The organism is Mucilaginibacter celer, assembly GCF_003576455.2.
Lineage (GTDB): Bacteria > Bacteroidota > Bacteroidia > Sphingobacteriales > Sphingobacteriaceae > Mucilaginibacter > Mucilaginibacter celer.
In genome coordinates this window covers 2,186,099-2,212,587 of the sequence record NZ_CP032869.1, presented here as the reverse complement: position 1 = coordinate 2,212,587, position 26,489 = coordinate 2,186,099, and the positions used below count along the sequence as shown (strand labels likewise).

Here is a 26,489-nt window from a genome sequence, read left to right as displayed (position 1 = left end):
GGTAAATCTGAAGCGTAAGCATAGCCTAATGTCGGAACCAGACTATGCCTACGCTGAACATTGATTAAACAAACAGGCACTTCCTGGCTTTGACAGGGATCTTGTTGATTCGCTCAATCTTCTTCCATCAGCCAATAATTTCCGGTTCTCACAGCCATATGCGCTTTTGGAAAGGAACCTCAAGCCGCCTTGCGGCCATTTGGGAAAGTGTCGCGATTTCGGCACTCCTCAATCTTGCTGAAGCACCGGATATGATTGGGAATCCCAGCTATTGCATATATCCTCGCCTACCTGCATTTTTTTTACGGTGGTCTTCGGTGAAAACGGTTGTTATGGCCCTTTGTCACATGGTCTTTTCTGGTTTGGTCATTACTTTATGTTGTTCTTGGCTAAGAACCGGTCGATATTCTTGGCCATCTCAAAACCGTATTCCTCCAGTGCAAAGTGCCCGGTCGGCAAAAGATGTACTTCGATATTTTTCAGATCTCTTTTATAAGGTCCTGCACCCGAGGCCGGGAAAATATAATCGTTCTTTCCCCACAGGATAATGGTTGGTGGCTGGTATTTCCTGAAGTATGCCTGCCATGAAGGATAAAGTGGTGGATTGCTACCATATGAATAAAAGAGTGCCAGTTGTATATCCACATTTCCAGGGCGGTCCATACCAGCTTGGTCGATGATCCAATTGTCGGGACTGATCTTTGTTGTATCTCCCACGCCGTTCATATACTGCCATTTGGTAGCGGTTATAGTTAATATTTTTTTCATCCCGTTGATGGCATCCTCATTTTTAGGATCCTTCCAGAGCGCGCGGAATGGTTTCCAAAAATCTTCCAATCCTTCATCGTAGGCGTTACCATTTTGAATGATCAGCGCCTGCACTTTTTCTGGGTGCATGACTGCCAGCCGATAACCAATAGGAGCACCATAGTCCATTACGTAAAGGCTGTATTTATTTAGGCCTTTGGCGATGGCGAACAGGTCAACGATCTTTGCAAGATGGTCGAAGGTGTAATCAAATTCAGTTACCAAAGGCATAGAACTGGCACCATAACCTGGATAATCCGGGGCGATCAGGTGGTATTTGTCCTGAAGGGCCAGCATGAGGTTGCGAAACATGTGCGATGAAGTTGGAAACCCATGCAGTAAGAGCAACGTAGGTTTATCGGGCGAGCCCGCTTCCCTGTAAAAAATATTCAGGCCTTCGATCTTTACCGTGCCATACCTGACACCCGTAATGTTCGGGATTTGCGCGCTTACCAGGTTTACCGATAGTAAAATCGCCAATAGCATCATTAATTTCGTTTTCATGATTTTCTTTTTTGTAATAGTGTACGGATATAAATGTGATTAAATAGCCAGCTGTCACCATTCTCCGGTTAACAGCAATGGAGAACAGGTGAACATTCCCTGTTAAAGAATTTTGATGCCAAAATACAAATCGCTGTAAAATAACAAGTTACGCAAAGCTTGAATTCTTAGCGGATGCGACATATCAAGATTTAATCCGATAATCTTGAAATAACAACAATTCATCGCGAACGAAATAAAGTCAGCCGGGGCAATGAATGAACGTCAGCTAAATGACCATCAAATCAGGTTGTCCAATCGGGTTTTTAATAGCTTACCCTCAGGGCGGACCTGACGCAAGTCAGGGCGATAACCTGTTCTGTTTTCACCTTGATATTTAAACAATAACTGGATTATTATTGACATACCGTGACCAAATTTCAAGAAATAACACCATAACTAACTGAAATACAAACATATAAAAGCTGGCGTTTCATTTGAATAATTACGACTAAATGAATTCAATCAGTAACCATTCTTAATTTAATTAAAATGAAAACAAACCAATTGATCCGATGGTCAAGATTCATGATCCTGGCGGCAGCTATGTTTTGCAGCCTTGCCATTTCCAGCCCGGCGGGGGCACAGGAGACGCCAGTTAGAAATGTGGTAATCGTACATGGCGCGCTTGCCGATGGTTCCGGCTGGCAGGGCGTATTTAAAGTGCTCTCCCAAAAAGGGTACAACGTAACTGTCGTGCAAAACCCATGTACTTCTCTGAAGGAAGATGTGGATGCTACCAATTTCGCTATAGACAAAATGGATGGGCCGGTCGTTCTTGTCGGGCATTCCTGGGCGGGAACAGTGATTACCCAGGCGGGTGTTAATCCTAAAGTGGTTGCCCTGGTATATGTTAATGCGTTCCAGCCGGATATCGGTGAAAATACGGTGACCTGGGCCGGTAGCTTGCCTCCAAAGCCTGAAAATGGTTTGCTGCCGCCGGATGAAAAGGGGAATGTCTATTATGATAAGGCAAAATTCCATGCCGGTTTTTGTGCCGACGTATCTAAAGAACTGGCAGATTTTATGTTTGCTTCGCAGGGATTTATTCCCGCTGCGGCATTCGGAACTCCGGTAACAGAAGCCGCGTGGAAAACAAAACCCACATTTGGCATATCCTCCACCGGTGATAAAAGCATCAATCCGGAAATTACCATGAACATGTACAAAAGGTCAAAAAGCATTATTACGCAAATGGCTGGAAGCCATGTTGTATTTATAACACATCCGAAAGAAGTTGCGGCGGTAATTATTGCGGCAGCTGAAAAGGGTGGGACTCAATAGCCAGGCTATTGTAAAACCCCTACTAAGCATTAATTCACAGAACAGCACAGAGGGGCCTTTTCAAGTATAATTATCAATAAAGCAAATCACATTATTAGTACTTAAATTATGGAAAATACTCGGCGAGCAAATAAATTACTGGAGCCATTTGATCTCCACGGCCTTAAATTACCAAACAGGGTGGTCATGGCTTCTATGACCCGGGGAAGGGCCGCTAATATAGACCTCGCACCGGGTAAAATACAGGCCGCTTACTATGCGCAAAGGGCTTCCGCGGGCCTGATCATGGCAGAGGGGACGTGGGTAAACGAAATGTCTGTAGGCTTCATAAACGTACCCGGCCTATATACAGACAAACAGGTTGAGGGTTGGAGCCTGGTAACAGAGTCAGTCCACAAAAATGGTGGAAGGATTTTTGCCCAGTTAGGGCATGCCGGCGTCCTGTCCCACCCCGACCACCTAAATGGCTTGTTACCTGTAGGGCCTTCTGCTGTTAATCCCAAAAAGGTGGTATTTACAACTCAGGGCCCATCGGATTCAATCACCCCACGAGAATTGTCAGTTCATGAAATTAAAGAAACCGTTAACGATTATAAAAAAGCGGCGGCTAATGCAAAATTAGCCGGTTTTGATGGGGTGGAGATACATGTTCAGAATCCGTCGTTGATAAGCCAGTTTTTAAGTGACGCGCTAAATCACAGAACAGACGAATATGGCGGCAGTATTCCTAATAAAGCCCGTTTCTTTTTTGAGATTCTCGATAGTGTTTTGGAAGTCTGGGGCAGCGGAAAAGTAAGTGTAAAATTTAACCCTTACCTAAAATATCAGACAGACAAGGACGAATGGGATGATTCGCTTCCTACTTATGAATATCTCGCCGACCAGTTAAATAATTATCCATTAGCATTTTTGCAACTGCTGGACTATGCGGAAGAAGGGCTCGATCCCAAAGTACACGCCAGCCGGAATTTATTTGGAAACTTTCGTAAGATCTACAAAGGCACCATAGTAGCAAATGGTGGGTTTACATTTGAAAAAGCTAACGCCATCATTGAAAAGGGAGATGCCGATCTGGTCTCTTTTGGAGTGCTCTATATTGCAAACCCTGATCTGGTGGAAAGGATTGCCGCGAATGCTCCTTTAAATGCCAGCCAGGCGGAAACATTTTATTTTGGTGCAGAAGGGGGATATCTGGATTACCCAACGCTCAGGGAACAAAGCAATAAGATATAAAAAGGTTGATCCAGATTATAAAAACGGTTTAAACGAGCTAAAAATAAATTCCGGTTAGCCGGTCATTTATAAGAAAGATTTTGGATCATGAACGGATTTTTTGGCCCGTTTACTATTACTAACAATACTAATGATTAGCTGCAATTCGACATACCACAGCCACTGACCCTATCATTAAAAAACATGAATTATGAAAGCGCTGATCTATCGTCATAAAAACACAATGGAAAATTTCGGCCTCGAACTGGCAGATGTACCTGAACCGGAGCTCAGAGATACCGACCTGTTAATCGAATTAGTTGCGATAGGTATCAATCCGGGTGACACACAAATCCGGCAAAATACGGAGCCTGAGCCGGGCGGGTACATTATTCTCGGTTACGAATTTTCGGGAATTGTTAAGAAAGCAGGGCGACACACAAAAGGGTTCCAAGCAGGTGACCGGGTATTTGGCATTGGGGATTTCATGCGGAACGGTGCCTACGCTGAGCAAATGGCCGTTGATTACCGGAATGTGAATACATTTCCCTCCGGTTCACCTTTTGATCATGCCGCAGCTGTTCCCCTGGTTACGCTAACGGCCTGGCAGTCTATTTTCAGAGTTAACGGTCAGTTGCCCGAAGACGTCAAAAATATCATGATCGTTGGTGCGGCCGGCGGTGTTGGCTCAATGGCTCTCCAACTGTTAAAAGCTCGATCGTCAGTACGGATCATTGCAACGGCGTCCAGACCAGAATCTTCAGCCTGGTGCAGAAAAATGGGCGCTGACGAGGTGATCAACCATCACGAAGAAATCCTGCCACAGTTGCGGGCCATCGGTTTGGAGGAAGTAGACATGGTTTTTTCAGTTAACGGATTGAAAGACAGCATTCGCTGGGTTCCGGAAGTAATCAGGCCCTATGGCTATTTTGCAATTATCGATTTGCAAGGCGCAGTGGACCTTGGCAAACTGATGCAAAAATCTGTTACTATTTTCCTTGAAATGGTTTTTACAAGAAGTATCTATCATTATCAGTCCGAACTACCGGCCAAAGTGCTTGCAGAACTCATTGAATTAGTAAAGGCCGGGAAAATTAGCGCCCCGGGAACAACAATTTTCAGAGGGCTGACTGTGGAAAATATGAAAGAAGCGCACGCGATGATTGAAAATGGAAATGTGATCGGCAAAATCGTGTTGATGGTAGCGGAATAACTTCTTATCATTAAAGGCGTCAAGGCAATGCGTTCCCGTATTTGATCAGGAAGGCATTGCTTTAAAATTTCAGTTATTTACTCAGGATCAGCTTCATGAGGTATTGCGATAGCACCATTGTACCCGGCTCCCGGATAATCAGTATATCCCTTCTCTTCTCCTGTATAATAGGTGTCCGGATTACTCTCAGACAGCGGTAGTTGATATTTAAAGCGCTCTACCAGATCCGGGTTAGCAATAAATAATTGCCCAAAAGATATCAAATCGGCTTTGCCATCTTTCAGGATCATATTACCGCTCTGTTGCGTAAAACCCAAGTTAGCCACTAGCCTACCACTGTAATGATGACGGAAATGGCTGAAATAATCGTCTTGCAATGCAGCTACAGGTGTCCCTGTTAAGTCTTGTGCGGGTCCGGTGATGTGCAGGAAGGCAAGATTGTAATCGTTCAGCTTTTTCAAAATGTACTGGAACATTGGGATTGTTTCTTCATCAGGGGTCACAATGCCTACATGGGTATACAAAACCGGTGTAAACTTAATTGATACCCGGGCGCTATCCCAAACTTCTATGATCGCGTCCAGAATTTCAAAAATAATGCGTGCGCGGTTTTCGATGCTACCTCCATACTCATCCCTACGCTGATTAGTAGCTAAGCTTAAAAATTGCGGAATTAACATACCTGCCTGCGCATGTATTTCTACACCGTCGAACCCGGCATCCTTAGCATTTTGGGCAGCTTGTTTGTAATCCTGTATCGTTTGCTTTATTTCAGCAATGGTAAATTCCCGAGGTGTAAGTGTAGCCTTAAATCCTTCAGGCGTATAACACTGTGATTGCGGGTTAATTGCGGAAGGACCTGCAGGCAATTCGCCACCGAAGAAATCAGGATGGGAAGCAGAACCTATATGACCAAGCTGCGAAAAAATCAAACCGCCATGCTCATGTACGGCTTTAGTGATCAGCTTCCATCCTGCGATTTGGTTTTGCGTATAGATACCCGGTACATTAATAAAGCCAATAGCTTTCGAACTTACCCAGGTGCCTTCGGTTATGATTAAACCAGCTGATGCCCGCTGTGCATAGTATTCTGCCATAAGAGGAGTAGGTACTAAGCCGGCGTTGGTGGCACGCCCACGTGTCATTGGTGCCATCACTACCCGGTTTTTTAATTTTAAATCGCCCAATGGATATTCCTCTAATAGAGGTTGTGCTGTATTTTTCATTTCTATTTTTTAGCAAACCTCAGGAATGTGCGGCGATAACACAATATGGGGTAAACAAATGGCATAGGGATAAATTTATCCCTTATAACGAATTGAAATACAATGCCTACCTTTGTGTTAAGGTTAAACCAACATATGTACGAAAGAAAGATTCCACTCACCATCGATTGCGGCCTGCACCTGACAAAAGAGGTGCTGAACGGCAAATGGAAGCCTGCGCTACTGAACGCTATTTCCATGGATGTAAAACGTCCCAGCGAGATCCTGCGCCTACTATCAGGCGCGACCCGCAGGGTGTTGAACGTACAACTCAAAGAGTTGGAAGAGCATGGCATGATAGAAAAAAAGATCTATCCGCAATTACCGCCGAAGGTGGAGTATTCGTTAACGGAGATAGGTTGGTCATTAATGCCTATCATCGATGCGATGAACCAGTGGGGTGATACCAACAGGCAGTTCCTGGAGACCGTAATAGAGCAAACCCCCAAAACAGCCCAGGTTTCAAAATCGCCCTGCCACATTTACCGGCATATGCATGTAGCGCGTAAATCGGATGAGGTTGCTGTATAAGTGAAAAGGCTATTTGTAATAATTAAACAGGCAAACAGAAAAAGAAAGTGGAGCCTTTATTTGCTTCGCTTTTGAACCAGATCGTACCCTCGTGTTCATCGATGATATTTTTACAGAGGTACAGGCCGATCCCGTAACCGGTTATTGCCTTTTCCAGTTTATTAGCCACACGGTAATATTTATCAAAGATCTTGCAGTGTTCATTATTCGGAATTCCGATGCCATGGTCTTTAACGGATACCTGCAACCGGCCTCCTGACATTTTACAGCTGATCACAATAGCGTCAGGTTCGGGAGAATACTTTATGGCATTGATCAGCAGATTATTCACCACCTCCCCTATCCTGTCCCTGTCCGCCTGTATCATAATACCCGGAGCCGGCCGCAGGATAAGTTGATGTTCAGGATGTTTGATTTGGACCTCATCTACTACCTCCCTTAAAAGAGCCTGAATATTAAAAGCTGTTTTGGTGATGGGCATCCGGCCGGTTTGCGAATTCGGGCCTTTCAGAAAATAATCCAGCAGATTATTCGCTTTATCAACCATATCGTTGGCGCTGGTTAAAAATTTGACGATCTGTAAATCGTCCATTTTGAGCGCGATGGCGCGGCTTAGCTGTACATATAGCTTAATGGATGATAAAGGCGATTTCATTTCATGGCTGATCAGCGACAATAATTCCCGGCGACTGTTCTCCAAATTCCTGTTGGCGCTGACATCTGCCAGCGTTCCGTAAAGTTTGGTGGCCTTACTGTCAAATCCCGACACGCTAATGCCGGTAATCGCTAACCACCGTTGCTGAACAGCGGAACCGGAAAGGAGCGGAAATTGGTAATCCAGCGACCCGCCTTTTTCCCAGACAGCCCTGATCGCATGAAATATGGCGGGGACCTCGTCCCGGGGCAACAATCCGAGCACGAGATCCATTGAAGCAACCTGCGATTCAGGAATGCCAATGAGCTTTTTACATCGTTTGCATATCTTTAAAACTTTGCTTTCAAAGTCATAGCTCCAGATTCCCAATCCTGCCGATTCAAAAGCATAATCCGCATGCATGGCCATGATCGCATAACGATGTGTTATCCGACCTTTCTTTATCCGGTTATTTTGCATGAGCGGTTCCTCCTCTATCACTTTGATAGTGTTGCTGCCGGAGTTATTAAAATGAGGCATGATCAAGGTGGTGGTATGAGTGGTCTGAAATCCGTGCGTGCCTTATCGGCAGGTATGCCGGCATTATTTATCCTTCCATTGCGGCGCTATAAACGCCGCGGTTAGCGCTGCAATTCAGGGCAGCCCTTTTAACCAGCTCCTGTTGCGCGGCAGGAACATTACTTGTCTCACCTTTCCAGCATTCAAGCGCAGGCTGTTGTAAAGCCCGTGAATAGGAATAGGTGAGTTTCCAGGGCATAGAATGTTTAAACCTTTTATGCATGACATTTAAACGCGCTGTTGCCTGTTCAGGCGATTGTCCTCCGGATAAAAATGCAATACCCGGTACAATAGCCGGTACGGTTTCTAACAGGCAAAGAACGGTTGTATCGGCTATTGTTATCATGTCCGATTGATCAACAGAGGTAAGTCCGGGCAATATCATGTTAGGTTTTAAGAGTATCCCTTGCAGGTTTACACGGTGCTTATATAACTCTTCAAAGAGGAAATTTAAAGTTCGACGGGTAAACCTTTCACTGATATACAAGTTATGGTCCCCCGTCATAAGCACTTCCGGTTCAACGACAGGTACCAGGCCGACTTCCTGACAAAGTGCGGCATAGCGCGCTAACAAGTGGCAATTCGTATATATAGAAGAAGAGGAAGGCAGGTCACCTCCTATAGTGATCACCGCACGCCATTTTGCGAAGCGGGCTCCCAACCGGTAATATTCCGCTAACCTCTCACGCAAACCATCCAATCCTTCCGTCACCCTTTCGCTGGGAAAAGCTGCCAGGGGAACGGTGCCCAGGTCTACCTTTATACCCGGTACAATACCTTTTTCCAGGAGCACATCAATGAATAATTTGCCGTCTGTTACCTGCTGATGAATTGTTTCATCAAAAAGTATGGCACCGCTGATATATTCATCCAAATGCGGTGCTGTTACGATCAATTCCCTGTAACGCCGCCTCATTTCCAATGTCTGAGGGATCCCGAGCGCTTCAAACCTTTTATTACAGGAGGCAATGCTTTCGTCCATGGCAAGAATACCTTTATCCCCTGCCAGTAGTTTACTAATCGTTTTTTGTAATACCTGAATGTCCATTGACTTAAATTATAGCTACTGATATGATGAGTTAATTGGCTAAGGCTAACGAAAACAACATGCCACAATACAAAGCATTGATAATTAATTTTTTATAAAACAACCAATGACCAGACAGATTGCGATATTTCAAGAAATCCTGCTTTTTAATGAAATAACATCAAGATAAATAGTGCTCTTCCGGCCCGGTTTCCGCGTCCCCTGGTTTCCCTACCGCCATAAACTATGGCCACCAAATCCTTCGAAACCTTGCTATTTCAAGTTTTGGTAACAAAATGACGAAATGCCGCATCCATAGAGAATCAAATAAACATACAAACAGTTCAATATCAGCAAATTAACAACTGGCATCAATATTACTTCAAGCTATCCGCCGTATCAGGCAGCGATCTTTTGATCAGCGGGGACAACTTTACGTTCAACAAGTTTTATTGAAGAAAATATGAAAACTATTAAAGTACCTACACGGGATGAGGTAAAACCGGAATCGCAGTTATTATTTGACCAGGTCACCAAACACCTGGGGATGCTGCCCAATTTATACGCAACTATGGGTTATTCTCCAGGCACTTTGAAAGGTTACCTGCAGTTTGAGGCAGCTATGGTTGGCGGCGTATTCACTGTCAAGGAAAAGGAGGCGATCAATCTGGTGGTATCGGAAATAAACAATTGTAACTATTGTCTTGCGGCTCATACAATGATCGCCAAAAGCAAGGGCTACTCCCATGATGAAACCATCGGTATCAGGAAAGGTTATTCCGCCGAAAATAAACTGGATGCTGTTGTCAAATTAGCGAAAAGCATTACGGAAAATCGTGGTGAGCCGGATGCGCAACTGCTGGAGGCTTTTTTTGAGGCAGGTTATCGGGAAGACGCTTTGGTCGAACTCATCGGATTGATCACCGCTAAGATTTTCACCAATTATCTATATGCGATAACAGGTGTGCCGCTGGATTTTCCAAAAGCGGTCAGCCTGGAAAATGCCTGATCAAGTGAGCTATTCTCAGGGGTATCGATTGGATACGAAATTTTAAACCAATATTTATGAGCGCGATAACAAAATATGCTTATTCAACCATCTCCTGCGAAGAGGATAAGCTTAAACTGGGAAACCAGTTTTTATTAGCCTTCAGGGATCGTGACTGGAATCTGCTGAGGTCTATCATTACGGAGGATTGCACCTGGTGTTTGCCGGGTGAAGGGGAACTGGCCGGTGAATCAGAAGGTGCCGATGAGGTAATTGACAAAGCGAAGCAATTTGCAAAAAAGCTCAGCCTGGAACTGGATCATATACAATATAGCCTGAATTGTGTGGCCCTGGCTATCCAAAACCGTTCCCTTAGTAAAGAACCAACTGCTGATGAACATATCGCCACGGTGAACACCATACGTGATGGCAGGATCTCGGGCATCTATACCTTTTTCTCGGATGTACCGGGTATGCGTACCTATTTCGACGGAGTAGCGCATTAGGGCGCTGAAAATGATTAAATATTCACCTATATTTTTAAAACCCATATCATGGATTCAAATCAAAACAACATCAGCCGACGTAATTTTTTAGGCACCGCCGGTATGTTAACCGCTGGCGCATTATTAGCTCCCAAATTTTTATTCAGCCAGGCAAAAGCTGAAGGTCCCGTGGAGATCATCATTAAGGCCGCTGCCACTGCCAAGATCAATGTGACCAAGCTAAGAGGTAATATCTTTATGTTAGAAGGTTCAGGGGGCAATATAGCCGTTTTGAACGGCCCCGAAGGTAAGTTATTAGTAGACGGCGGTATAGGTGTTTCCAAACCACACGTACTGGCGGCGCTTAATTCCATCAGCAACCAACCGATCAAAGTGCTGATCAACAGTCACTGGCATTTCGATCATACCAGCGGCAATGAATGGCTGCATCAAGCAGGTGCCACTATCATTGCGCAGGACATTACCCGTGAACATTTAACCAGAAGTATCCACCAGGAAGACTGGAATTACACTTTTGCACCCCTGCCAAAAGCGGGCCTGCCAACCGTGCTGTTTAAAAAAGAGCACACCCACCATTTCAATGGCGAAAAAATCCATGTCGAAACCTATCGGCCGGCGCACACGGACTGTGATTCATCTATTTATTTCCCCAACGCCGACATTTTGCATGTGGCAGATACCTTTTGGAATGCCTATTATCCTATGATAGATTATTCAACCGGTGGAAGTATTGACGGAATGATCACTGCAGCCGCGCGTAACGTTGCCAGGACAACCAATCACACCGTAGTCATTCCGGGGCACGGCGCTATAGGTAACCGCGCTCAGCTGATCGAGTTTCATGATATGCTGGCAACAATCCGCGAACGCGTGAGCAAATTAAAAAATCAGGGTAAGACCCTGAATGAGGTCATTGCCGCCAAACCGACTGCTTCGTATGATCAAAAGTTTGGTGGCTTTGTGATCAAGGGCGACTTCTTTACCAAACTGGTTTATAAGGGCGTATAAAACTGGCTTAATGCGCATTGGTTATACCGGCCGGGGCTTAACTTCCTGGTCGGTCATTAAGCGTATCAAACGATTGCTTTCACCCGTTGTCAGCTAATTTATGATGGAAAAATTAAAAAAATGGCCGCTTTGGCCGGCATTGGTAAATGCAAAATGCCCACGTTGCAGAAGGGGTGATATGTTTGCAAACCAAATGTACGGGTTCCATGGCCAGGTCATGTTAAAAAAATGCAGTCATTGTGATCTGACCTATGAGATAGAGCCCGGTTATTTTTATGTCGCCATGCTTATTAGCTATGCGATGAATGTAGCCGAAATGGTCACGCTGGCCGTTGCAATTTCTGTACTGACCGGTAGTCAGAATCCCTGGCTGTACGTCATCATCATTTTATCGATAGCCTTAATGCTATCTCCCTTTAATTTCAGATATTCCAGGATCATCCTTTTATACTGGCTCACCCCGGGGTTAAGCTACCGGCCTGAAATGAGCGCGGATAACTGGCTTCAGCATGATTCGAACATTGCGCGTTCATAATTAACCCATGGCCAAAAAATCAAAAAAAGATGAAACATTCAATTATAAAATTTATCGCGGGCCTCGATCAGGCAGGGAAAAATTTGACCAGACTCGCCATAGTCATTATCTTTTTATGGATTGGCGGCTTGAAATTTTTTACTTATGAGGCTGATGGTATCGTTCCATTCGTCGCCAATAGTCCTTTCATGTCCTTTTTTTATAAAAATCCGTCGGAATATAAAAAACACCTGAACAAGGAAGGGGAATTAATCGCAACTAACCATCTTTGGCAAACCGATAACAGAACTTACTTATTCTCGAAGGGTTTAGGCATCTTTCTGGTCCTGATGGCTGTACTGGTAGCTTTGTATAAAGTGGCCCCGATCTCCAGTATGATCGCCAGCATGCTGATTATTTTATTGACGGCCGGCACCTTGTCATTTTTGATTACAACCCCCGAATCATGGGTACCCCGTTTGGGAGATGCGGATTGGGGCTTTCCTTTCTTATCAGCCAGGGGCAGGTTGGTTTTAAAGGACATTGCAATCATGGGCGGCGCTATGATAACCATGAGTGAATCGGCCGTGTTGTACCTGCGCCGCCTTAAATAACCAAATCTTATGCAGAAAAACCATATTACGGACAATGCCCGCCGTTGTTTTTTACATCAGGCCACGTTTGCCTGGCTCTGCCTTTATTTACCCACAAATATTACGAAAATGTCAGACCCAAAGGGCGTCATTATTGACGTCAGCCACTTTTCAGTTGATTTAACCGTTCAACGCTTAATTGAGTTATTAAAAAATAAAGGTGCAAAAATCTATACGGTTATCGATCAGCGGGAGGAGCTGAGCCACGCTGGCCTCCAGATTCCGCCGATGAAGTTCGTGTTATTCGGCAATCCCAAAACCGGCGGCCCGGTGATGATGGCCAATCCTGTTGCAGGTTTAGACCTACCATTAAAAGTCCTGGTTTGGGCCGATGAAAAAAACGTCGTCAGGGCTGCCTATCATGATCCGGCTTATCTGAAAGAGCGTTATAGTTTAAGCCCGCAGCTGGTAGGGATGCTGAATCTTGAACCCCTGCTAAAAGCGGTTTTGAAGGCTTAATTATCCGTCAAGATGCCCTAAACGTTTTCCGGCCCATTCTGTAATATTTCCCGTAAGCAATGAAATTAGTGATATATCCACAATGCGATCGCGCGGTTAGTGACATATCACTAAAGACGCTGACAACAAAAGCCATAACACATTGATTATCAAATAAAAATGCATGGCATTCGGTTTGCAATCTGTTTTGTGGTCACCTGACGCCTAACAGACAGACGTTTAGTTTTAATCACAATTCAAAACGCACCCATATGCCTGACACCGACAACGTAATTTCAGCTTACCCTTCAAAGATCAAAGATCTTTCTACGCTGTTTAATGAACATTTTGAATGCATAGACGGACTTGCCGAAAAATTCAAGGCGGCCTTAAAAGAGCACATCGTTTCAGATTTTTTTCAGGGTGATGAAGATGAGAAAACTATTCTGCTCGATCTGAGCAACCAAATAGCTGCTATAAAAAATAAAGACGACCTGTTCGGAGTTGTTCATGCAAGTTTAGAAACCTTATTTAATGTCCAGGGATTTGCGATCATCGTTGTCAATAAGACAAATAATATTCACCGTGTTTATGAATTCGGCCAGGAAACCTACCACCCAAACGGAAAGAGCTTAAACGACACGGCATTTGAAACCGTGTCTATTTCCAAATCTGTCTTAATGCAATTGGCCGCTATCAGCGGACCGGTTGTCATCGAACTGGCCGAAGCGATTGACTTGTTTCCGGATATGGCCTATTTACATACCTGCAAGAATAAGGGCGTGGATAAATTCGCTGTTATTACCCTGGAAGCAGCCGGCGATATCTTAGGGTATCTGTTATTAACAACGGAATTACTTGCTACCGAGGCATTGCGGATCAATCTTTTAGCGGGTGTTTGCTCGCAATTGTCCATCGCGCTTTCTAACATCATCCTAATCGAGGAAGTTTTGCGCTGGAGGAATGAAATGGAACTTTTATTGTCCGTCAATACAGCTATCGCCTCTGTCAGAAGTACGGAAGAACTGGCAAAGGTAATCAAGGATCAACTCAAGCAATTATTAGGATGCAGCCATACACTGATCGCCGTCCGAGATGCCAATAAACATACTGTCAGCGCATTTCTGCTGGATGAAGATGCCAGAGCCAAAGCTCATCCTGCCTATTCTGATGCTAAAGATGGTCAATATCCCTTAAATGACAGCGTGTTACAACAAGCGATGAATTCGGATCTGCCGGTATGGTTTGACCTTGATGAACTGGTATCACAGCCCGATGTACCGCTTTACATAAAGATCAATCATGAAAGTGGGCTGAAAGAGTTAATAATCTGCCGGTTTTCTAAAGGTGAAGATGTTTTCGGCTTTTGGCTGTTATACTTTGAAGAAAAACAACTGATCACGGAAAGTAAACTGAAACTCATACAAAGTTTGTCCTATCAGCTTTGCATTTCGGTTGCCAATATTATTGCCAACCAGGAGATAGATCGTTATAAGCGGCAGCTTGAAGAGGAAACTATTTATTTAAAGGAAGAGATAGAGGTGAATCAAAACTACGCAGAAATTATCGGCGAAAGCCCGGCAATGCAAAGGACCTTCCGGCTTGTGACACAGGTCTCCCGATCTGACAGCACCGTGCTGATACTGGGAGAAACAGGAACCGGCAAAGAATTGATCGCACGTGCTATTCACAACAATTCTCCCCGGAAAAATAAATTGATGGTCAAAGTCAATTGCGCGGCGCTACCTGCTAATCTGATCGAAAGTGAGCTTTTTGGACATGAAAAAGGCAGTTTTACAGGGGCTACTGAACGGAGGCTCGGTAAGTTCGAACTGGCCAACAACGGCACCTTGTTTTTAGATGAGATCGGCGAAATGCCATTGGAACTTCAAGTGAAGCTTTTACGCGCCTTGCAGGAAAAGGAGATCGAACGCGTTGGCGGGCGGGGCACGATCAAAGTGGATGTGAGGATTATCGCGGCGACAAACCGGGATCTTGAAAAAGAGGTGGACGAGGGACGGTTCAGGAGCGACCTCTATTACCGTCTGAATATATTCCCGATTCACCTGCCTGCGTTAAGAGACCGCAAGGAAGATATTCCGATGCTGGCTACCCATTTCATACACCGCTATTCGAAAAAAACAGGCAGGCAAATTACTACCCTCGGTAATAAGGCGCTGCAAGACATGATGCATTATAGCTGGCCGGGAAATATCCGGGAGTTGGAGCACTTGATCGAACGCAGCATTTTATTGTCGAGCGGCGATGCGCTGAAACAAATTCATTTACCAACTACCAAACCCGGCCATATAATCACCACCACTAATTGGGAGGTCCCGTTAAAGACAATTGATGAAAACGAGTGCGAGCACATTTTAAGGATCTTAAAGTATTGTCAGGGCAGGATATCCGGCCAGGGAGGTGCGGCCGATATACTGGGCGTACCGGCAAGTACGCTAAATTCTAAGATCAAACGGTTGGGAATCAAAAAAGAACATCTGGTTTAGTCCTTACATAATTAACTCAACTGCTGGATTAACTATGAAAATATTCTCCGCCATCATTGCCTTTTTGATAGTCCATTCCTGTCAGGGGCAAGATATTACCCATAATATTTCAAGGCATCAGGTGGATTCCGTAAAGCAGCATTTAGCCGGAAACAAAGCCGATACCGTCCGGATTAATGCGATGCTAACTTTAGCATCATTTAACATTTTAAAGCCCGGCGAATATAAGGCCGACCTCGACACTGCAGATTGGTATCTGTCAATGGCGGAAAAGTTAAACCTGGGAACGGCCCTACCACAACTTCAAGGAAAAATCTATTTAGTTAAAGCAAGCTTATTTCGCGAGAGTGGTAACAGAGCTGAAGGTAAAGCCGCAGCAAAAAAGGCGATTTTAATATTGAAACTAACCGATGACAAAAAGGACCTCGGGCTGGCTTACTACGAATTGGCACAATATTATAATTTCAATAATCCCATCGAACTACCTGAGAAGATCAATTTAACAGAGCTTGCAACGTCCACATTTGAACAATCAGGAAATGTAGAATTAAAGGCGTTCTGCCTTAAATTGCTGGCTGATTTGTATAACTACAATGACGATAGTTACAAAGCGTTAAAAGCGATCAACACATCGCTGAAGGCTTACCAATCCATTGGTCATAAAGAAATCCAGGGGGTCTATGATCAGCTCGGTTCGATCTACTATGTAAAGGCTGATTTTATTCAGGCCCTGAAATATGAACTGGCGGCCATCCAAACAGCACTCGGTGTGCGGGATACAACGATGCAGGTATGCGAGATTAATAATAATATAGGGTTGATCTATACCAAGCTGGAAGATAACGAAAAAGCAATTGTTTACTTCAAGAGCGCACTTGTAATTGCGGAAAAATATAATGACAACCCCAGCATTGCATTATTGATACATAATACAGTAAATAGCTATATTTTTCTTAAAAGAGCGTCCAATGCCTTAGAGTTTATTAAAAGCGTTCCGCAAAAATATATCGGATCGACGGGTATGTCGATTAATTATTATATCCCGAGAGCATATATTAATATTTATACAAGCCTTAAGGAGTTTAATGTCGCAAAGGTTTACGCAGATCAGTTACACGACATTTTGCGGCATAATAAATTCGGAGTTCACGACAAGAGTAATATTTACACCGCGCTGATACGCTATTACATCGCTTCAAAACAATATACCCGGGCTCAAAAATATTTAAATAAAAATGATACTCTTCTACAAAGTGTAAAAGACCCTAACACTATCTCCCGTAATTATGACCTGTGGGTGAGCCTGGACACCTCGCGGGGATACTATAGGGCTGCATACAACCATTTATTGTCTAAGAACAAATTGAATGACGCTGTTCTTAATGAAAATAAAATCAGGCAATTAAAGCAGATCACAGCTTTTTACGAAAGTGAAGAAAAGGAAAACGCTATACAATTACTGAAGGCCCAAAACAGGCTTCAGCAAAATAGAATTGTTCATGGCGAAACGATCCGAAAGTGGGCTATCGCCCTCGTTGCACTATTAATTGTCCTCCTTGCAGTAGGAATTGACCGCTATCGCGTTAAACGACGAATCAACAGACTTCTAGAGGCGCAGCAAGTTAAGATCAAATCAGACAACAATACCCTGGTGCTTGAAAAAAATGACCTTTTGATCGAAAAGGATGATTTGCTGACTCAGAAAGAATGGTTGCTGTCAGAGATTCATCACCGGGTAAGAAATAACCTTCATACAGTGGTTTCCTTATTGGAATCCCAAGCGATTTTTCTGAAAAACGATGCCCTGAAAGCGATCGAGAAAAGCCAGCACCGTATTTATGCCATGTCGTTGATCCATCAAAAGATATACAGCGATGAGCACCTGAAAGCGGTTGATATTTCGGCATTTATCCCTGAACTGGCCCGTTACCTGACCGATAGTTACAGAACGTACTATGAGATACTTTTTAAGTTAGCAATTGATCCGGTAAAAGTTAGTGTCGCCCAATCGATCCCCTTAGCCCTCATTATCAATGAAATTATAACCAATGCCATTGTGCATGCCTTTCATAAAAAGGCATCAGGGATTATTTCGATCAGAATGCATCAAACTGATAATCTGGTGACGTTAGTCATTGCCGATAATGGCGTAGGAATAGACCCGGGTAAATGCAGCCATCCCCCGGACACCCTGGGAATGGTACTGATCAACGGATTAAGCGAAGATATCCATGCAGAAATCAACATAAAAAATGATCACGGAACAAGTATCACCCTGGTTTTTCCTACTGAAATAGTACTTGAGCAGAAGGGCGATAATTATTCCTGAAATAGCAAGCCTAAATAACCAGAATGAATAGTTTCTAAACCTCGTTTCGCTACTAATCCTTTAAATTTTAAACTCGGTTAAATGAAAATAAGTAAAATTTTTATCTGTTGGATAATCTCACAATTGTTGTTGGTTTCCGCGTATGGACAGGATGTTACCGGCAATTTAACAGCAAATGAGGCAAATCATTTATTATTATTATTAAAGAAGAGTCCGCAGGACAGCGCAAAATTCAATTTGCTATTGCAACTCGCTCAATATAACATCCTAAAGCCAGGCGAATTAAAGGTGGATCTGGATAACGCTGCAGATTTTATCAACCAAGCGAAAAGATTGAATAAAAGACTTTTGAATGACGAGTCGGAAGGTTACATATTACTTGTTCAATCCATGCTTGTCAAAGAACGTGGTGATAAGAAAAGAGGACTAGAATTGGCTGAACAGGCTGTATCACGCCTAAAAAAAGTTAGTTTTAGCCATCATCTTGGTGATGCCTATATAGAACTTTCTACGTACTACACTTATTTTATTCAAGAGCAACTGAATAAAAAGATACAAATAGTGGAACTTGGCGTGAGTGCACTAAAGCGTGAGGGCAAAATTTTAAAATTAGCTTACAGCCAGCAACTACTCGCAGACCTTTATACTAACAACGCTGCTCAGGCGAAAGCCTTAGGTGTCCTAAACTCTTCACTTGCCAATTATAAAGCTGTTCACTATAAATCACTACAAGGTGTATATATAATTTATTCAACTGCCTATTCTCTGATGTCCGACTACAAAATGTCATTGAAATATGGCCTGCTGGCATTAAGGACAGCCGAAGAACTCCAGGACACCACAATGCAACGTTGCGAGATCAATAATATATTAGGAGTAATATTGGTTAAGATGAAGGAGTACGAAAAATCTATTGAGTATTTTAAAAATGCTTTACAGATAGCAGAACGATATGATGATCGAAACAGTATTCTGTTGGTCATTTCTAACACAGTAACAGCTTACAATAGTTTAAAGAAATATAAAGAATCATTGCATTTTATCAAAGGTATTCCATTAAGGTATTTAAATACTAAAGATCCGGCATTTTCATCAGTCATATCCTATATCTATTGTAGTATCTATATATCGCTAAAGCTTTATCCGGAGGCCAAACCTTACGCGGAACGCCTCTCCCTAATTGTCACAAACCAACCCAATATGATTGCCAATATCAATAATGCATATTTAGTATTGATAAAATATTATACGGCGACAAAACAATACAGCGCTGCGCGTAAATATTTAAATTCAGGAATGGCTAAAATAAAAAGCAACGGAGGTGAAGTCCCCTTACAAATGCAGCGATATTACGGGTTATCGTTTAAGTTAGACTCAGCAGTTGGTAATTACAAATCGGCGATCGAAAATATATTAAAGTTCAATAAGTTGAAAGATTCGATCTTCAATCAAACTAAAACAAAACAACTTAAGCAACTAGAAATTGAATACGAAACGGAAAAAAAAGCTAGTGAAATCAAGATTCTTCATCAGAAAGCTGTAATTCAACAGGAAGCATATCAAAAGGTAAGCCTGCTTAAAAATATTACGCTCGGCGGTATCTTAGTCTTGTTTGCATTTATATGCCTGCTCTACCGGCAATACAGATCAAAGCAAAAAAGTAACCGGATTGTTAATTTGAAAAATTTCCAAATTAGTGAAAAGAATAAGTTACTTGAGCATCTTCTGAAAGAAAAAGAATGGCTCTTAAAAGAAGTGCACCACCGGGTAAAAAACAATCTTCATACCGTAATTTGTTTATTAGAATCTCAAGCCCTTTACCTGGAGAATGATGCCTTGAAAGCCATTGAAAACAGCCAGCACCGGATCTATGCGATGTCGCTGATCCATCAAAAACTCTACCAGGCAGAGGACGTAAAAACCATAGATATGTCAATCTATTTGCCGGAATTTATTCAGTACCTGAATGAAAGTTTTGGCACCCAAAGACAAGTACGCTTTCATCTGGAGATCGAACCGATTCAGTTGGGCGTGTCACAGGCGATCCCATTGGCGCTGATCATTAACGAGGCGGTGACCAACTCGATCAAGTATGCTTTCACTCCTGATGTAATCGGCATAATCTCAGTTTCCATGAGCCAACACGGGCAAGAGATCACTCTGATTGTGGCTGATAACGGGATAGGGTTAGATCCCACCATTACTAATATGCCTTCGGAGTCATTGGGCCTGAAATTAATGAACGGATTAAGCGAAGATATAAATGCTCATATCTTCTTCGAAAATTACAATGGGACAAGGATAACGATCTTATTTAACGTCGACCCGCTCAATAATGAACATCATTTTTCAGGAACCTTAAATCAGGAATAAGCATGAAAAACTGTTGGGTATGGCCAACAGTTGGAATACGAACCCTTAAAAAAATAGATGTGCGGACGGAGAAGTGTAATGCGTTAAAATGTGAATAAACAGTTATATTTAACATAAATCAACCACGTAAAAATTTCAGGTTCAATTGGTTAATAAAACAATCTCTAAATTTTATGCCAAAATAAGTTGAGGATAAGCGAAAGGAATAGAAACAGGATTTGAGAAAAATACTTTTGCGGTGACGGTGGATACCGGATTAGGATGAACGATATGATATTAAATAATTAGGGTGAATATGAAAAGACCAATTTTTACCTTCTTCATGTTGTTATTTACCATAATCGCGCGTGGCCAGTATTTTTCCCGGCATGATGCAGACTCTATACGTGCAACGCTTATAAATATAAAAGCAAATAATAGCAGGATCCATTCACTGCTCAACTTAGCTAATTATAATATTACGAAAGCTGGCGAATATAAGGCCGATCTTGATAGCGCTGCGGAATTTATCAGGCAGGCTGATGCATTGAACAGGCAGCCGAGGTCGAACCATTTTTTTGGTTATTCAAACCTCCTGAAAGCAAAAATGTATAATGAATACGGCCAAAAAGCTATTGCAAAAAGTTACGCGGAACAGGCGACCACTATTTTAAGTGGTCCTGAAGACAAATTCTACCTGTTCATCGCATGCATCGAATTAACCAAGTACTATAACGTTACCGACGCCGCTCAATTAAAAACGGTTGATAGTTTAATAAACAAAGCGTTTATGCTGCAGTGGCAAAGTTTGGCTGATCAGAAAGAAACGGCTTACGGCATCGTTGAGTTTGCTAATATCTTTATACCCCGCTACAGTATTTTCAGCAAATCGTGGCAAGAAAGTTTTCTGAATAAGATGGCTGCGCTTGCCAGGCGTGTGGGCGATAAGGCCGACGAGTTATGGGCGCGACAGCAAGTATCCCAGATGCATATGAGTGATGGCAGAGTTGCCCTTGCAGAAAAAGAGGTGCTGGAGATATTGAAAGGTTACCAGGCAATACACCACCCTGATGTTTATTTCACCTATGATCTGCTGTGCCTGGTGTACATGAATAAAAGGGATTACCACAAAGCCCTTTACTATGCCTATGAAACAATAAAAAGCCCCGATGCAAAAAAAGACACGGCTGCTTTGATCAATTATTTCGCAAGATTCACAACGATTTATTCAGCTTTGGACAATCAGATTGAAGGTGTCAAATGGCTGAGAAAAATGCAGGAACTTGCCATCGCCGCCAGGCAAATACACTGGATTTATGAGACCGAACGCCAATTAAGTGCGTTCCAGATCAAGAATGGCAAAGCGGAAGATGCCCTGAAACACGTACTTTTCCTTAAAAGAAAATATCCGCCGACAACTAATGAGGACAAAAAGCTGGTAGCCGCAATTATGGGTAAATGCTTTGCGGCAAAGAAAAACTACGCGTTGGCAGAGAAATATTTTATGGAGGTTGTCAGATTATACAAACTCCAGATAAAAAACAAGGAAGCGCAAAATGGCTATTTGTTTGACTATAGCATAGCCATGTTCTATTTAGATTGGAAGCATTACACCCAGGCGGAAAAATATTTCAAACAAGTATTGTATGGCGACCCGGGCGTAAATACCAACCCTTCTTATAAAAACTTGTTCAAAGGCTTGTTTAAGGTTGATTCTGCTGCGGGAAGGTTTTCTTCAGCTATAAACTATTTACAACGTTATCAACGCCTTAATGACTCTGCATTTAATATTGCCAAAAACAGACAGGTTGAGGAGCTGGAAATAAATTATGATACCGAACAAAAGAAAAAAGACATCAAACTATTGCAGGAAAAAGCAAAATTGCAGCAGGCGATCTTGAAACATGCTGAAAATACGAAAAATTGGATCATAGCGGCTGCCGGAATACTTTTGTTGCTGCTGGGTACCATTTACAATATGTACTTACAAAAGCAAAAAAGCAATAACTTGATAACCTATAAAAATAACCTTTTGCAGCATCTGCTGACGGAAAAGGAATGGCTTTTAAAAGAAGTCCATCACCGGGTTAAAAACAATTTGCACACCGTAATATGTCTATTGGAGTCTCAAGCAGTTTACCTGGAAAATGACGCTTTGAAAGCTATTGAAAGCAGTCAGCACCGAATCTACGCCATGTCACTGATCCACCAAAAGCTTTACCAATCGGATGACATCAAGACTATTGATATGTCATTATACCTGCCAGAATTTGTCCAATACCTGAATGATAGTTTTGGCACTCAGCGACAAGTGCGTTTCCAACTGGATATAGAACCAATCCAGTTGGGCGTATCACAAGCTATCCCGCTGGCGTTGATTATCAACGAGGCTGTGACCAATTCAATCAAGTATGCTTTCGCTCCTGATACAATTGGTATCATATCCATATCCATGAACCAACGAGGGCAGGATATCTCGCTGATCATTGCGGATAATGGCATCGGTTTGAACCCCATTTTGGTCAACATGCCGTTAGAATCCCTTGGCTTAAAATTGATGAACGGACTTAGCGAAGATATCAACGCACGGATCAAGATCGAAAATAATCAAGGCACAAGAATAAGCATTGTATTTAATATCGACCAACTTCAGACGGTATGAAATATTTTAGGAATATTTAATAAGGAATTAAGCACAAGAAGCGCTATTAAATTTAATAATAATCCTTTAAACATCGAGTCAGCATTACAAACACATAGTTACCCGATAGATTCATAGTGACCTGAACAAATACACTTGTATGCACTTTAATTACGCTAATGAAAATCCAATTGAAAACTAAAATATTAATCGTTGAGGACCAGTTCATAGAAGCCAACAATATGCAGGGCATACTGGAACGTGCAGGCTACAAGGTTACCGGTATCGCGCGCTCTGTACCTGTAGCCTTAAAGGCGATCGAAAAAGAAAAGCCGGATATGGTCATGCTCGATATTCTGTTGCAAGGTACGTTAACGGGTATCGACCTGGCTGCACAACTCCGGGCGATGAATATCGCCTTTGTATACTTGTCGGCAAATTCCAATAAACAAATTCTGGATGCAGCCAAGGCCACCAAGCCCTATGGCTTCCTGGTTAAACCATTCCGGGCGAAGGATGTATTGGTTATGCTCGATGTAGCCTGGTACCTGCATAGCCAGGCCGGGGAAGAAGTGAAAAACAGGGAGGCTTATCTAAAAAGTGGAGAGCATGCTGCCGCAGGTGATCTAAAAAGTATCATCGGCAACAGCCCGGTGATGTTGGAGATCCTGAATAATGTCAAGATCGTCAGCCAGACAGATACTGCTGTTTTGATCCTGGGGGAAAGCGGCACCGGCAAGGAGTTGATCGCACAAGGCATCCACCGCCTGTCTAACAGAAAAAACAAACCTTTAATCGTTGTCAATTGCGGTGCTTTGCCGGCCAATCTAATCGAATCCGAGCTTTTCGGGCATGAAAAAGGCTCATTTACAGGGGCATTTAATAAGCGTGTCGGCAAGTTTGAACAAGCGGACGGGGGAACGATATTTTTGGACGAGATAGGGGAATTGCCGCTGGATCTGCAAGTCAAATTTTTACGGGTATTGCAGGAAAAGGAGATCGAGCGGATTGGGGGTAATGCCAAAAAAGTAGATGTGCGCATCATCGCGGCTACCAATCGCAACCTGGAGGAAGAGATCAGCGCTGGCCGTTTCCGGCTTGACCTGTACTACCGACTTAATATTTTCCCGATCCTTTTACCACCGTTACGTGAAAGGCATAATGATATCCTCCTGCTGGCCGACTATTTCCTGAAAAAATATGCCGATAAGCAGGGCAAAACAATCACCGGATTTTCAGATGAGGTGATCAGCATCATGCGCAAGTATAGCTGGCCGGGAAATGTACGGGAGCTGGAGAATATGATGGAAAGAAGTGTTTTGTTATCAATGGGAACGCTAATTAATACGTTAGTCCTGCCTAAAGATAAAGGCGCTCCTATCATAGATATCGAAGAAGATAAAGTGAAAACAATGGAGGAAAATGAACGCGACCACATTCTGGCTACGCTGGCCAAATGCGACTGGAAAGTTTACGGCGAAGGCGGTGCAGCAGAGCTTTTAAATATCAATGTATCCACGCTTAACTCCCGGATGAAAAAATTGGGGATTGATAAGAAACGTTATCATTGATAAGGCCAATTGGATTAACTCCCTGTTATCAAGTAACTGAATTAAAGTAAGCTTATCTGCAGTATGCCGCTGTCAGGAATAATGATGTCAGTTTAATCGGTCTAAAGCAGCCAGCCTGTAATTGTTTTTCACGGAGGCAATACTTATGATGGTAAACGCAGCAGGCAGAGCATTGTCCCATTGCAACCAGCGCATTTCCTAAAATACCTGAACAGGTCTTTGACGGACCGAGGATCTCCTTGTGGCCTGTAGCATCAGTGATATGCATAATAACCAGCTTGAATTTACCACTACAAATCCTAAACCCGTGATGGCGATGCCTGTTCGCCCCCGGCACGAATCTACATTGACCGGCTAAATAATCCGGGGTACCGGTCAAAGACGTTTAAGCTATGCATTTTTTTACCTTGTTTCTGATTTTTATGATCCACTCACAAATAATTAAAACCATCCTCGTTCGTAAGTAACCCGCTGTATGAATGTTCCCCCCTACCCTCTCTGAGCCAGCGACATATCGGATCTATATGGTTTAACCTTGAAATTTACACATGTTTAAGGAAACCAGTTTTGTAATTCTCTTAAAATACCTGTTACAAAAGGCAGTGCAAAAAGTATCCACAGGGACCGAATACCCGGTATGAACATGATATTTAAACAAAAACCTTCATATAGGTGATATATCGCAACCTGCCGCCGCCTCCATAAGTTATAAAATACTGTTAATCAATCGATTTAAATATGGCATCACATTGGTTTAATGAAACCGGCCATTACCGCTGCGTGAGTCTTAACAGCCGGTTATCCCTCCTACGGTAAGCCGAAAATCATTATTAATTAAAAAAAACAAAAAGATGGACACACAAAAAAATGAAGGTAAAGTCATCATACCACCATTTGCAGAAGACCCGATGTTGTCGGTTGAAGTCAGAGAATTTTTAAAGGCGCTTAATGCACCCGGGGGCGTGCCGCTCGAATCACTTCCTCCTTTAGAGGCGCGCAAAGTGCTCGAGGGAGCTCAGTTGTCCGTAGAGGTGGATATGTCCGCCGTAGATGAGTCGGAGCATACAGTCAACGCCGACGGTTTCGAGATCGTGCTGAACATCGTGCGGCCCCAAGGTGTCGACAAAACATTGCCGGTTTTTATCTTTATTCACGGCGGCGGCTGGGTGTTAGGAGACTATCCGACCCATAAAAGAATGGTACGCGACCTGGTAGTACTTTCAGGGACAGCGGGCGTTTTTGTCAATTATACCCGGACCCCCGATGCGGTTTACCCGCGGGCCATAAATGAGATTTTTGCCGCAGTTAAATGGGTGGCAGCCAACGGTTCCGAGATCAATGTCGATGGAACACGGCTGGCGGTTGTCGGCAACAGCGTTGGTGGTAATATGACGGCGGTAACCGCCCTGAAAGCTAAAGCAAACGGCGGGCCGGAAATTAAGTTGCAGATCATGATGTGGCCCATTGTAGATGCAAATTTCGAAACCTATTCATATCAGCGGTACGGCGAAGATCGGTTTTTAACTACGTCATTAATGAAATGGATGTACGATATGTATATCTCTGATCCTGAAAAAAGGAAGGATATCTATGCTTCGCCCTTGCAGGCCACCAAAGAAGAATTGACCGGTTTACCGCCTGCACTTATTCAGGTAGCAGAAAACGATGTTTTAAGAGATGAAGGAGAATCTTATGGCAGAAAACTGGATGAGGCCGGTGTGCGTACGACTGTAGTCCGTTATAACGGCGTGATTCATGATTTTGGGTTATTGAATCCGCTGGCTACCATCCATCCGACACGCTCTTTATTTGCACAGGCCGCGGCTGAACTTAAAAAACACTTGATGTAGATCAGGTGAATAAAACAACCAAGGAATGAATTTAACT

Annotated in this window: 20 protein-coding genes; 16 read left to right on the top strand and 4 right to left on the bottom strand. The window is 43.1% G+C overall.

Annotated elements, in window-relative coordinates:
• Nucleotides 1-369: 369 nt before the first annotated feature.
• Entirely contained in the window at nucleotides 370-1,311 is a 942-nt protein-coding gene (locus tag HYN43_RS08815) for an alpha/beta fold hydrolase (RefSeq protein WP_119411348.1), read from the bottom strand.
• Between the two features lie 531 nt (nucleotides 1,312-1,842).
• On the opposite strand from HYN43_RS08815, the gene HYN43_RS08810 reads away from it, so the two are divergent.
• From HYN43_RS08810 to HYN43_RS08800, 3 genes are all read left to right on the top strand, one after another.
• A complete protein-coding gene (locus tag HYN43_RS08810) occupies nucleotides 1,843-2,634 on the top strand; it encodes an alpha/beta hydrolase (RefSeq protein ID WP_119411347.1) in 792 nt (263 codons plus the stop codon).
• A 108-nt stretch (nucleotides 2,635-2,742) separates the two neighbouring features.
• Nucleotides 2,743-3,867 (top strand): alkene reductase, encoded by a 1,125-nt coding sequence (locus HYN43_RS08805; RefSeq protein ID WP_119411346.1) that lies wholly within the window; start codon nucleotides 2,743-2,745, stop codon nucleotides 3,865-3,867.
• A 190-nt stretch (nucleotides 3,868-4,057) separates the two neighbouring features.
• Nucleotides 4,058-5,059 (top strand): zinc-binding alcohol dehydrogenase family protein, encoded by a 1,002-nt coding sequence (locus HYN43_RS08800; protein WP_119411345.1) that lies wholly within the window; start codon nucleotides 4,058-4,060, stop codon nucleotides 5,057-5,059.
• Nucleotides 5,060-5,136: 77 nt separating this feature from the next.
• Here the strand turns inward: HYN43_RS08800 and HYN43_RS08795 are convergent, their stop codons facing one another.
• Nucleotides 5,137-6,285: an alkene reductase gene (locus HYN43_RS08795; protein WP_119411344.1), complete on the bottom strand. Its 1,149-nt coding sequence runs from the start codon at nucleotides 6,283-6,285 to the stop codon at nucleotides 5,137-5,139.
• A 135-nt stretch (nucleotides 6,286-6,420) separates the two neighbouring features.
• On the opposite strand from HYN43_RS08795, the gene HYN43_RS08790 reads away from it, so the two are divergent.
• The gene (locus HYN43_RS08790; protein ID WP_119411664.1) at nucleotides 6,421-6,855 is read left to right on the top strand and encodes a winged helix-turn-helix transcriptional regulator; all 435 of its coding nucleotides are present in this window, start codon (nucleotides 6,421-6,423) and stop codon (nucleotides 6,853-6,855) included.
• Nucleotides 6,856-6,877: 22 nt separating this feature from the next.
• On the opposite strand, the gene HYN43_RS08785 is transcribed toward HYN43_RS08790, so the two are convergent.
• The gene (locus HYN43_RS08785) at nucleotides 6,878-8,029 is read right to left on the bottom strand and encodes a sensor histidine kinase (protein WP_119411343.1); all 1,152 of its coding nucleotides are present in this window, start codon (nucleotides 8,027-8,029) and stop codon (nucleotides 6,878-6,880) included.
• A 67-nt stretch (nucleotides 8,030-8,096) separates the two neighbouring features.
• A complete protein-coding gene (locus HYN43_RS08780; protein WP_119411342.1) occupies nucleotides 8,097-9,116 on the bottom strand; it encodes a class I fructose-bisphosphate aldolase in 1,020 nt (339 codons plus the stop codon).
• Nucleotides 9,117-9,558: 442 nt separating this feature from the next.
• On the opposite strand from HYN43_RS08780, the gene HYN43_RS08775 reads away from it, so the two are divergent.
• The 12 genes from HYN43_RS08775 to HYN43_RS08720 all read left to right on the top strand — a co-directional run bounded on the left by HYN43_RS08775 (nucleotide 9,559) and on the right by HYN43_RS08720 (nucleotide 26,452).
• Entirely contained in the window at nucleotides 9,559-10,104 is a 546-nt protein-coding gene (locus HYN43_RS08775) for a carboxymuconolactone decarboxylase family protein (RefSeq protein WP_119411341.1), read from the top strand.
• Between the two features lie 56 nt (nucleotides 10,105-10,160).
• Nucleotides 10,161-10,589 (top strand): nuclear transport factor 2-like protein, encoded by a 429-nt coding sequence (locus HYN43_RS08770; protein WP_119411340.1) that lies wholly within the window; start codon nucleotides 10,161-10,163, stop codon nucleotides 10,587-10,589.
• Nucleotides 10,590-10,637: 48 nt separating this feature from the next.
• Nucleotides 10,638-11,597, top strand: coding sequence for an MBL fold metallo-hydrolase (locus HYN43_RS08765; RefSeq protein ID WP_119411339.1), 960 nt, complete (start codon nucleotides 10,638-10,640; stop codon nucleotides 11,595-11,597).
• Between the two features lie 100 nt (nucleotides 11,598-11,697).
• Nucleotides 11,698-12,132, top strand: a complete 435-nt coding sequence (locus HYN43_RS08760; RefSeq protein ID WP_342633825.1) for a DUF983 domain-containing protein — start codon at nucleotides 11,698-11,700, stop codon at nucleotides 12,130-12,132.
• A gap of 29 nt (nucleotides 12,133-12,161) precedes the next feature.
• Nucleotides 12,162-12,725, top strand: coding sequence for a DUF417 family protein (locus HYN43_RS08755; protein ID WP_119411337.1), 564 nt, complete (start codon nucleotides 12,162-12,164; stop codon nucleotides 12,723-12,725).
• Between the two features lie 9 nt (nucleotides 12,726-12,734).
• Nucleotides 12,735-13,223 (top strand): DUF302 domain-containing protein, encoded by a 489-nt coding sequence (locus tag HYN43_RS08750; RefSeq protein ID WP_119411336.1) that lies wholly within the window; start codon nucleotides 12,735-12,737, stop codon nucleotides 13,221-13,223.
• Between the two features lie 251 nt (nucleotides 13,224-13,474).
• Nucleotides 13,475-15,709: a sigma-54-dependent Fis family transcriptional regulator gene (locus HYN43_RS08745; protein ID WP_119411335.1), complete on the top strand. Its 2,235-nt coding sequence runs from the start codon at nucleotides 13,475-13,477 to the stop codon at nucleotides 15,707-15,709.
• Between the two features lie 34 nt (nucleotides 15,710-15,743).
• Complete coding sequence (locus HYN43_RS08740; protein ID WP_119411334.1) at nucleotides 15,744-18,038, top strand: tetratricopeptide repeat-containing sensor histidine kinase; 2,295 nt, start codon at nucleotides 15,744-15,746, stop codon at nucleotides 18,036-18,038.
• Between the two features lie 81 nt (nucleotides 18,039-18,119).
• Nucleotides 18,120-20,411, top strand: a complete 2,292-nt coding sequence (locus HYN43_RS08735) for a histidine kinase dimerization/phosphoacceptor domain -containing protein (RefSeq protein WP_119411333.1) — start codon at nucleotides 18,120-18,122, stop codon at nucleotides 20,409-20,411.
• Nucleotides 20,412-20,706: 295 nt separating this feature from the next.
• A complete protein-coding gene (locus tag HYN43_RS08730; protein WP_119411332.1) occupies nucleotides 20,707-23,052 on the top strand; it encodes a sensor histidine kinase in 2,346 nt (781 codons plus the stop codon).
• Nucleotides 23,053-23,222: 170 nt separating this feature from the next.
• Nucleotides 23,223-24,602 (top strand): sigma-54-dependent transcriptional regulator, encoded by a 1,380-nt coding sequence (locus tag HYN43_RS08725; protein WP_119411663.1) that lies wholly within the window; start codon nucleotides 23,223-23,225, stop codon nucleotides 24,600-24,602.
• A gap of 851 nt (nucleotides 24,603-25,453) precedes the next feature.
• Entirely contained in the window at nucleotides 25,454-26,452 is a 999-nt protein-coding gene (locus HYN43_RS08720) for an alpha/beta hydrolase (protein WP_119411331.1), read from the top strand.
• The last annotated feature ends 37 nt before the right edge of the window (nucleotides 26,453-26,489 follow it).

Bases quoted from the DNA above. Each gene is read 5' to 3' on its own strand.
- HYN43_RS08775 (WP_119411341.1), top strand. From the start codon at position 9,559: ATGAAAACTATTAAAGTACCTACACGGGATGAGGTAAAACCGGAATCG.
- HYN43_RS08740 (WP_119411334.1), top strand. From the start codon at position 15,744: ATGAAAATATTCTCCGCCATCATTGCCTTTTTGATAGTCCATTCCTGT.
- HYN43_RS08795 (WP_119411344.1), bottom strand. From the start codon at position 6,285: ATGAAAAATACAGCACAACCTCTATTAGAGGAATATCCATTGGGCGAT.
- HYN43_RS08805 (WP_119411346.1), top strand. From the start codon at position 2,743: ATGGAAAATACTCGGCGAGCAAATAAATTACTGGAGCCATTTGATCTC.
- HYN43_RS08730 (WP_119411332.1), top strand. From the start codon at position 20,707: ATGAAAAGACCAATTTTTACCTTCTTCATGTTGTTATTTACCATAATC.
- HYN43_RS08720 (WP_119411331.1), top strand. From the start codon at position 25,454: ATGGACACACAAAAAAATGAAGGTAAAGTCATCATACCACCATTTGCA.
- HYN43_RS08755 (WP_119411337.1), top strand. From the start codon at position 12,162: ATGAAACATTCAATTATAAAATTTATCGCGGGCCTCGATCAGGCAGGG.
- HYN43_RS08735 (WP_119411333.1), top strand. From the start codon at position 18,120: ATGAAAATAAGTAAAATTTTTATCTGTTGGATAATCTCACAATTGTTG.
- HYN43_RS08810 (WP_119411347.1), top strand. From the start codon at position 1,843: ATGAAAACAAACCAATTGATCCGATGGTCAAGATTCATGATCCTGGCG.
- HYN43_RS08800 (WP_119411345.1), top strand. From the start codon at position 4,058: ATGAAAGCGCTGATCTATCGTCATAAAAACACAATGGAAAATTTCGGC.
- HYN43_RS08785 (WP_119411343.1), bottom strand. From the start codon at position 8,029: ATGCCTCATTTTAATAACTCCGGCAGCAACACTATCAAAGTGATAGAG.
- HYN43_RS08770 (WP_119411340.1), top strand. From the start codon at position 10,161: ATGAGCGCGATAACAAAATATGCTTATTCAACCATCTCCTGCGAAGAG.
- HYN43_RS08760 (WP_342633825.1), top strand. From the start codon at position 11,698: ATGATGGAAAAATTAAAAAAATGGCCGCTTTGGCCGGCATTGGTAAAT.
- HYN43_RS08815 (WP_119411348.1), bottom strand. From the start codon at position 1,311: ATGAAAACGAAATTAATGATGCTATTGGCGATTTTACTATCGGTAAAC.
- HYN43_RS08745 (WP_119411335.1), top strand. From the start codon at position 13,475: ATGCCTGACACCGACAACGTAATTTCAGCTTACCCTTCAAAGATCAAA.
- HYN43_RS08765 (WP_119411339.1), top strand. From the start codon at position 10,638: ATGGATTCAAATCAAAACAACATCAGCCGACGTAATTTTTTAGGCACC.
- HYN43_RS08750 (WP_119411336.1), top strand. From the start codon at position 12,735: ATGCAGAAAAACCATATTACGGACAATGCCCGCCGTTGTTTTTTACAT.
- HYN43_RS08790 (WP_119411664.1), top strand. From the start codon at position 6,421: ATGTACGAAAGAAAGATTCCACTCACCATCGATTGCGGCCTGCACCTG.
- HYN43_RS08780 (WP_119411342.1), bottom strand. From the start codon at position 9,116: ATGGACATTCAGGTATTACAAAAAACGATTAGTAAACTACTGGCAGGG.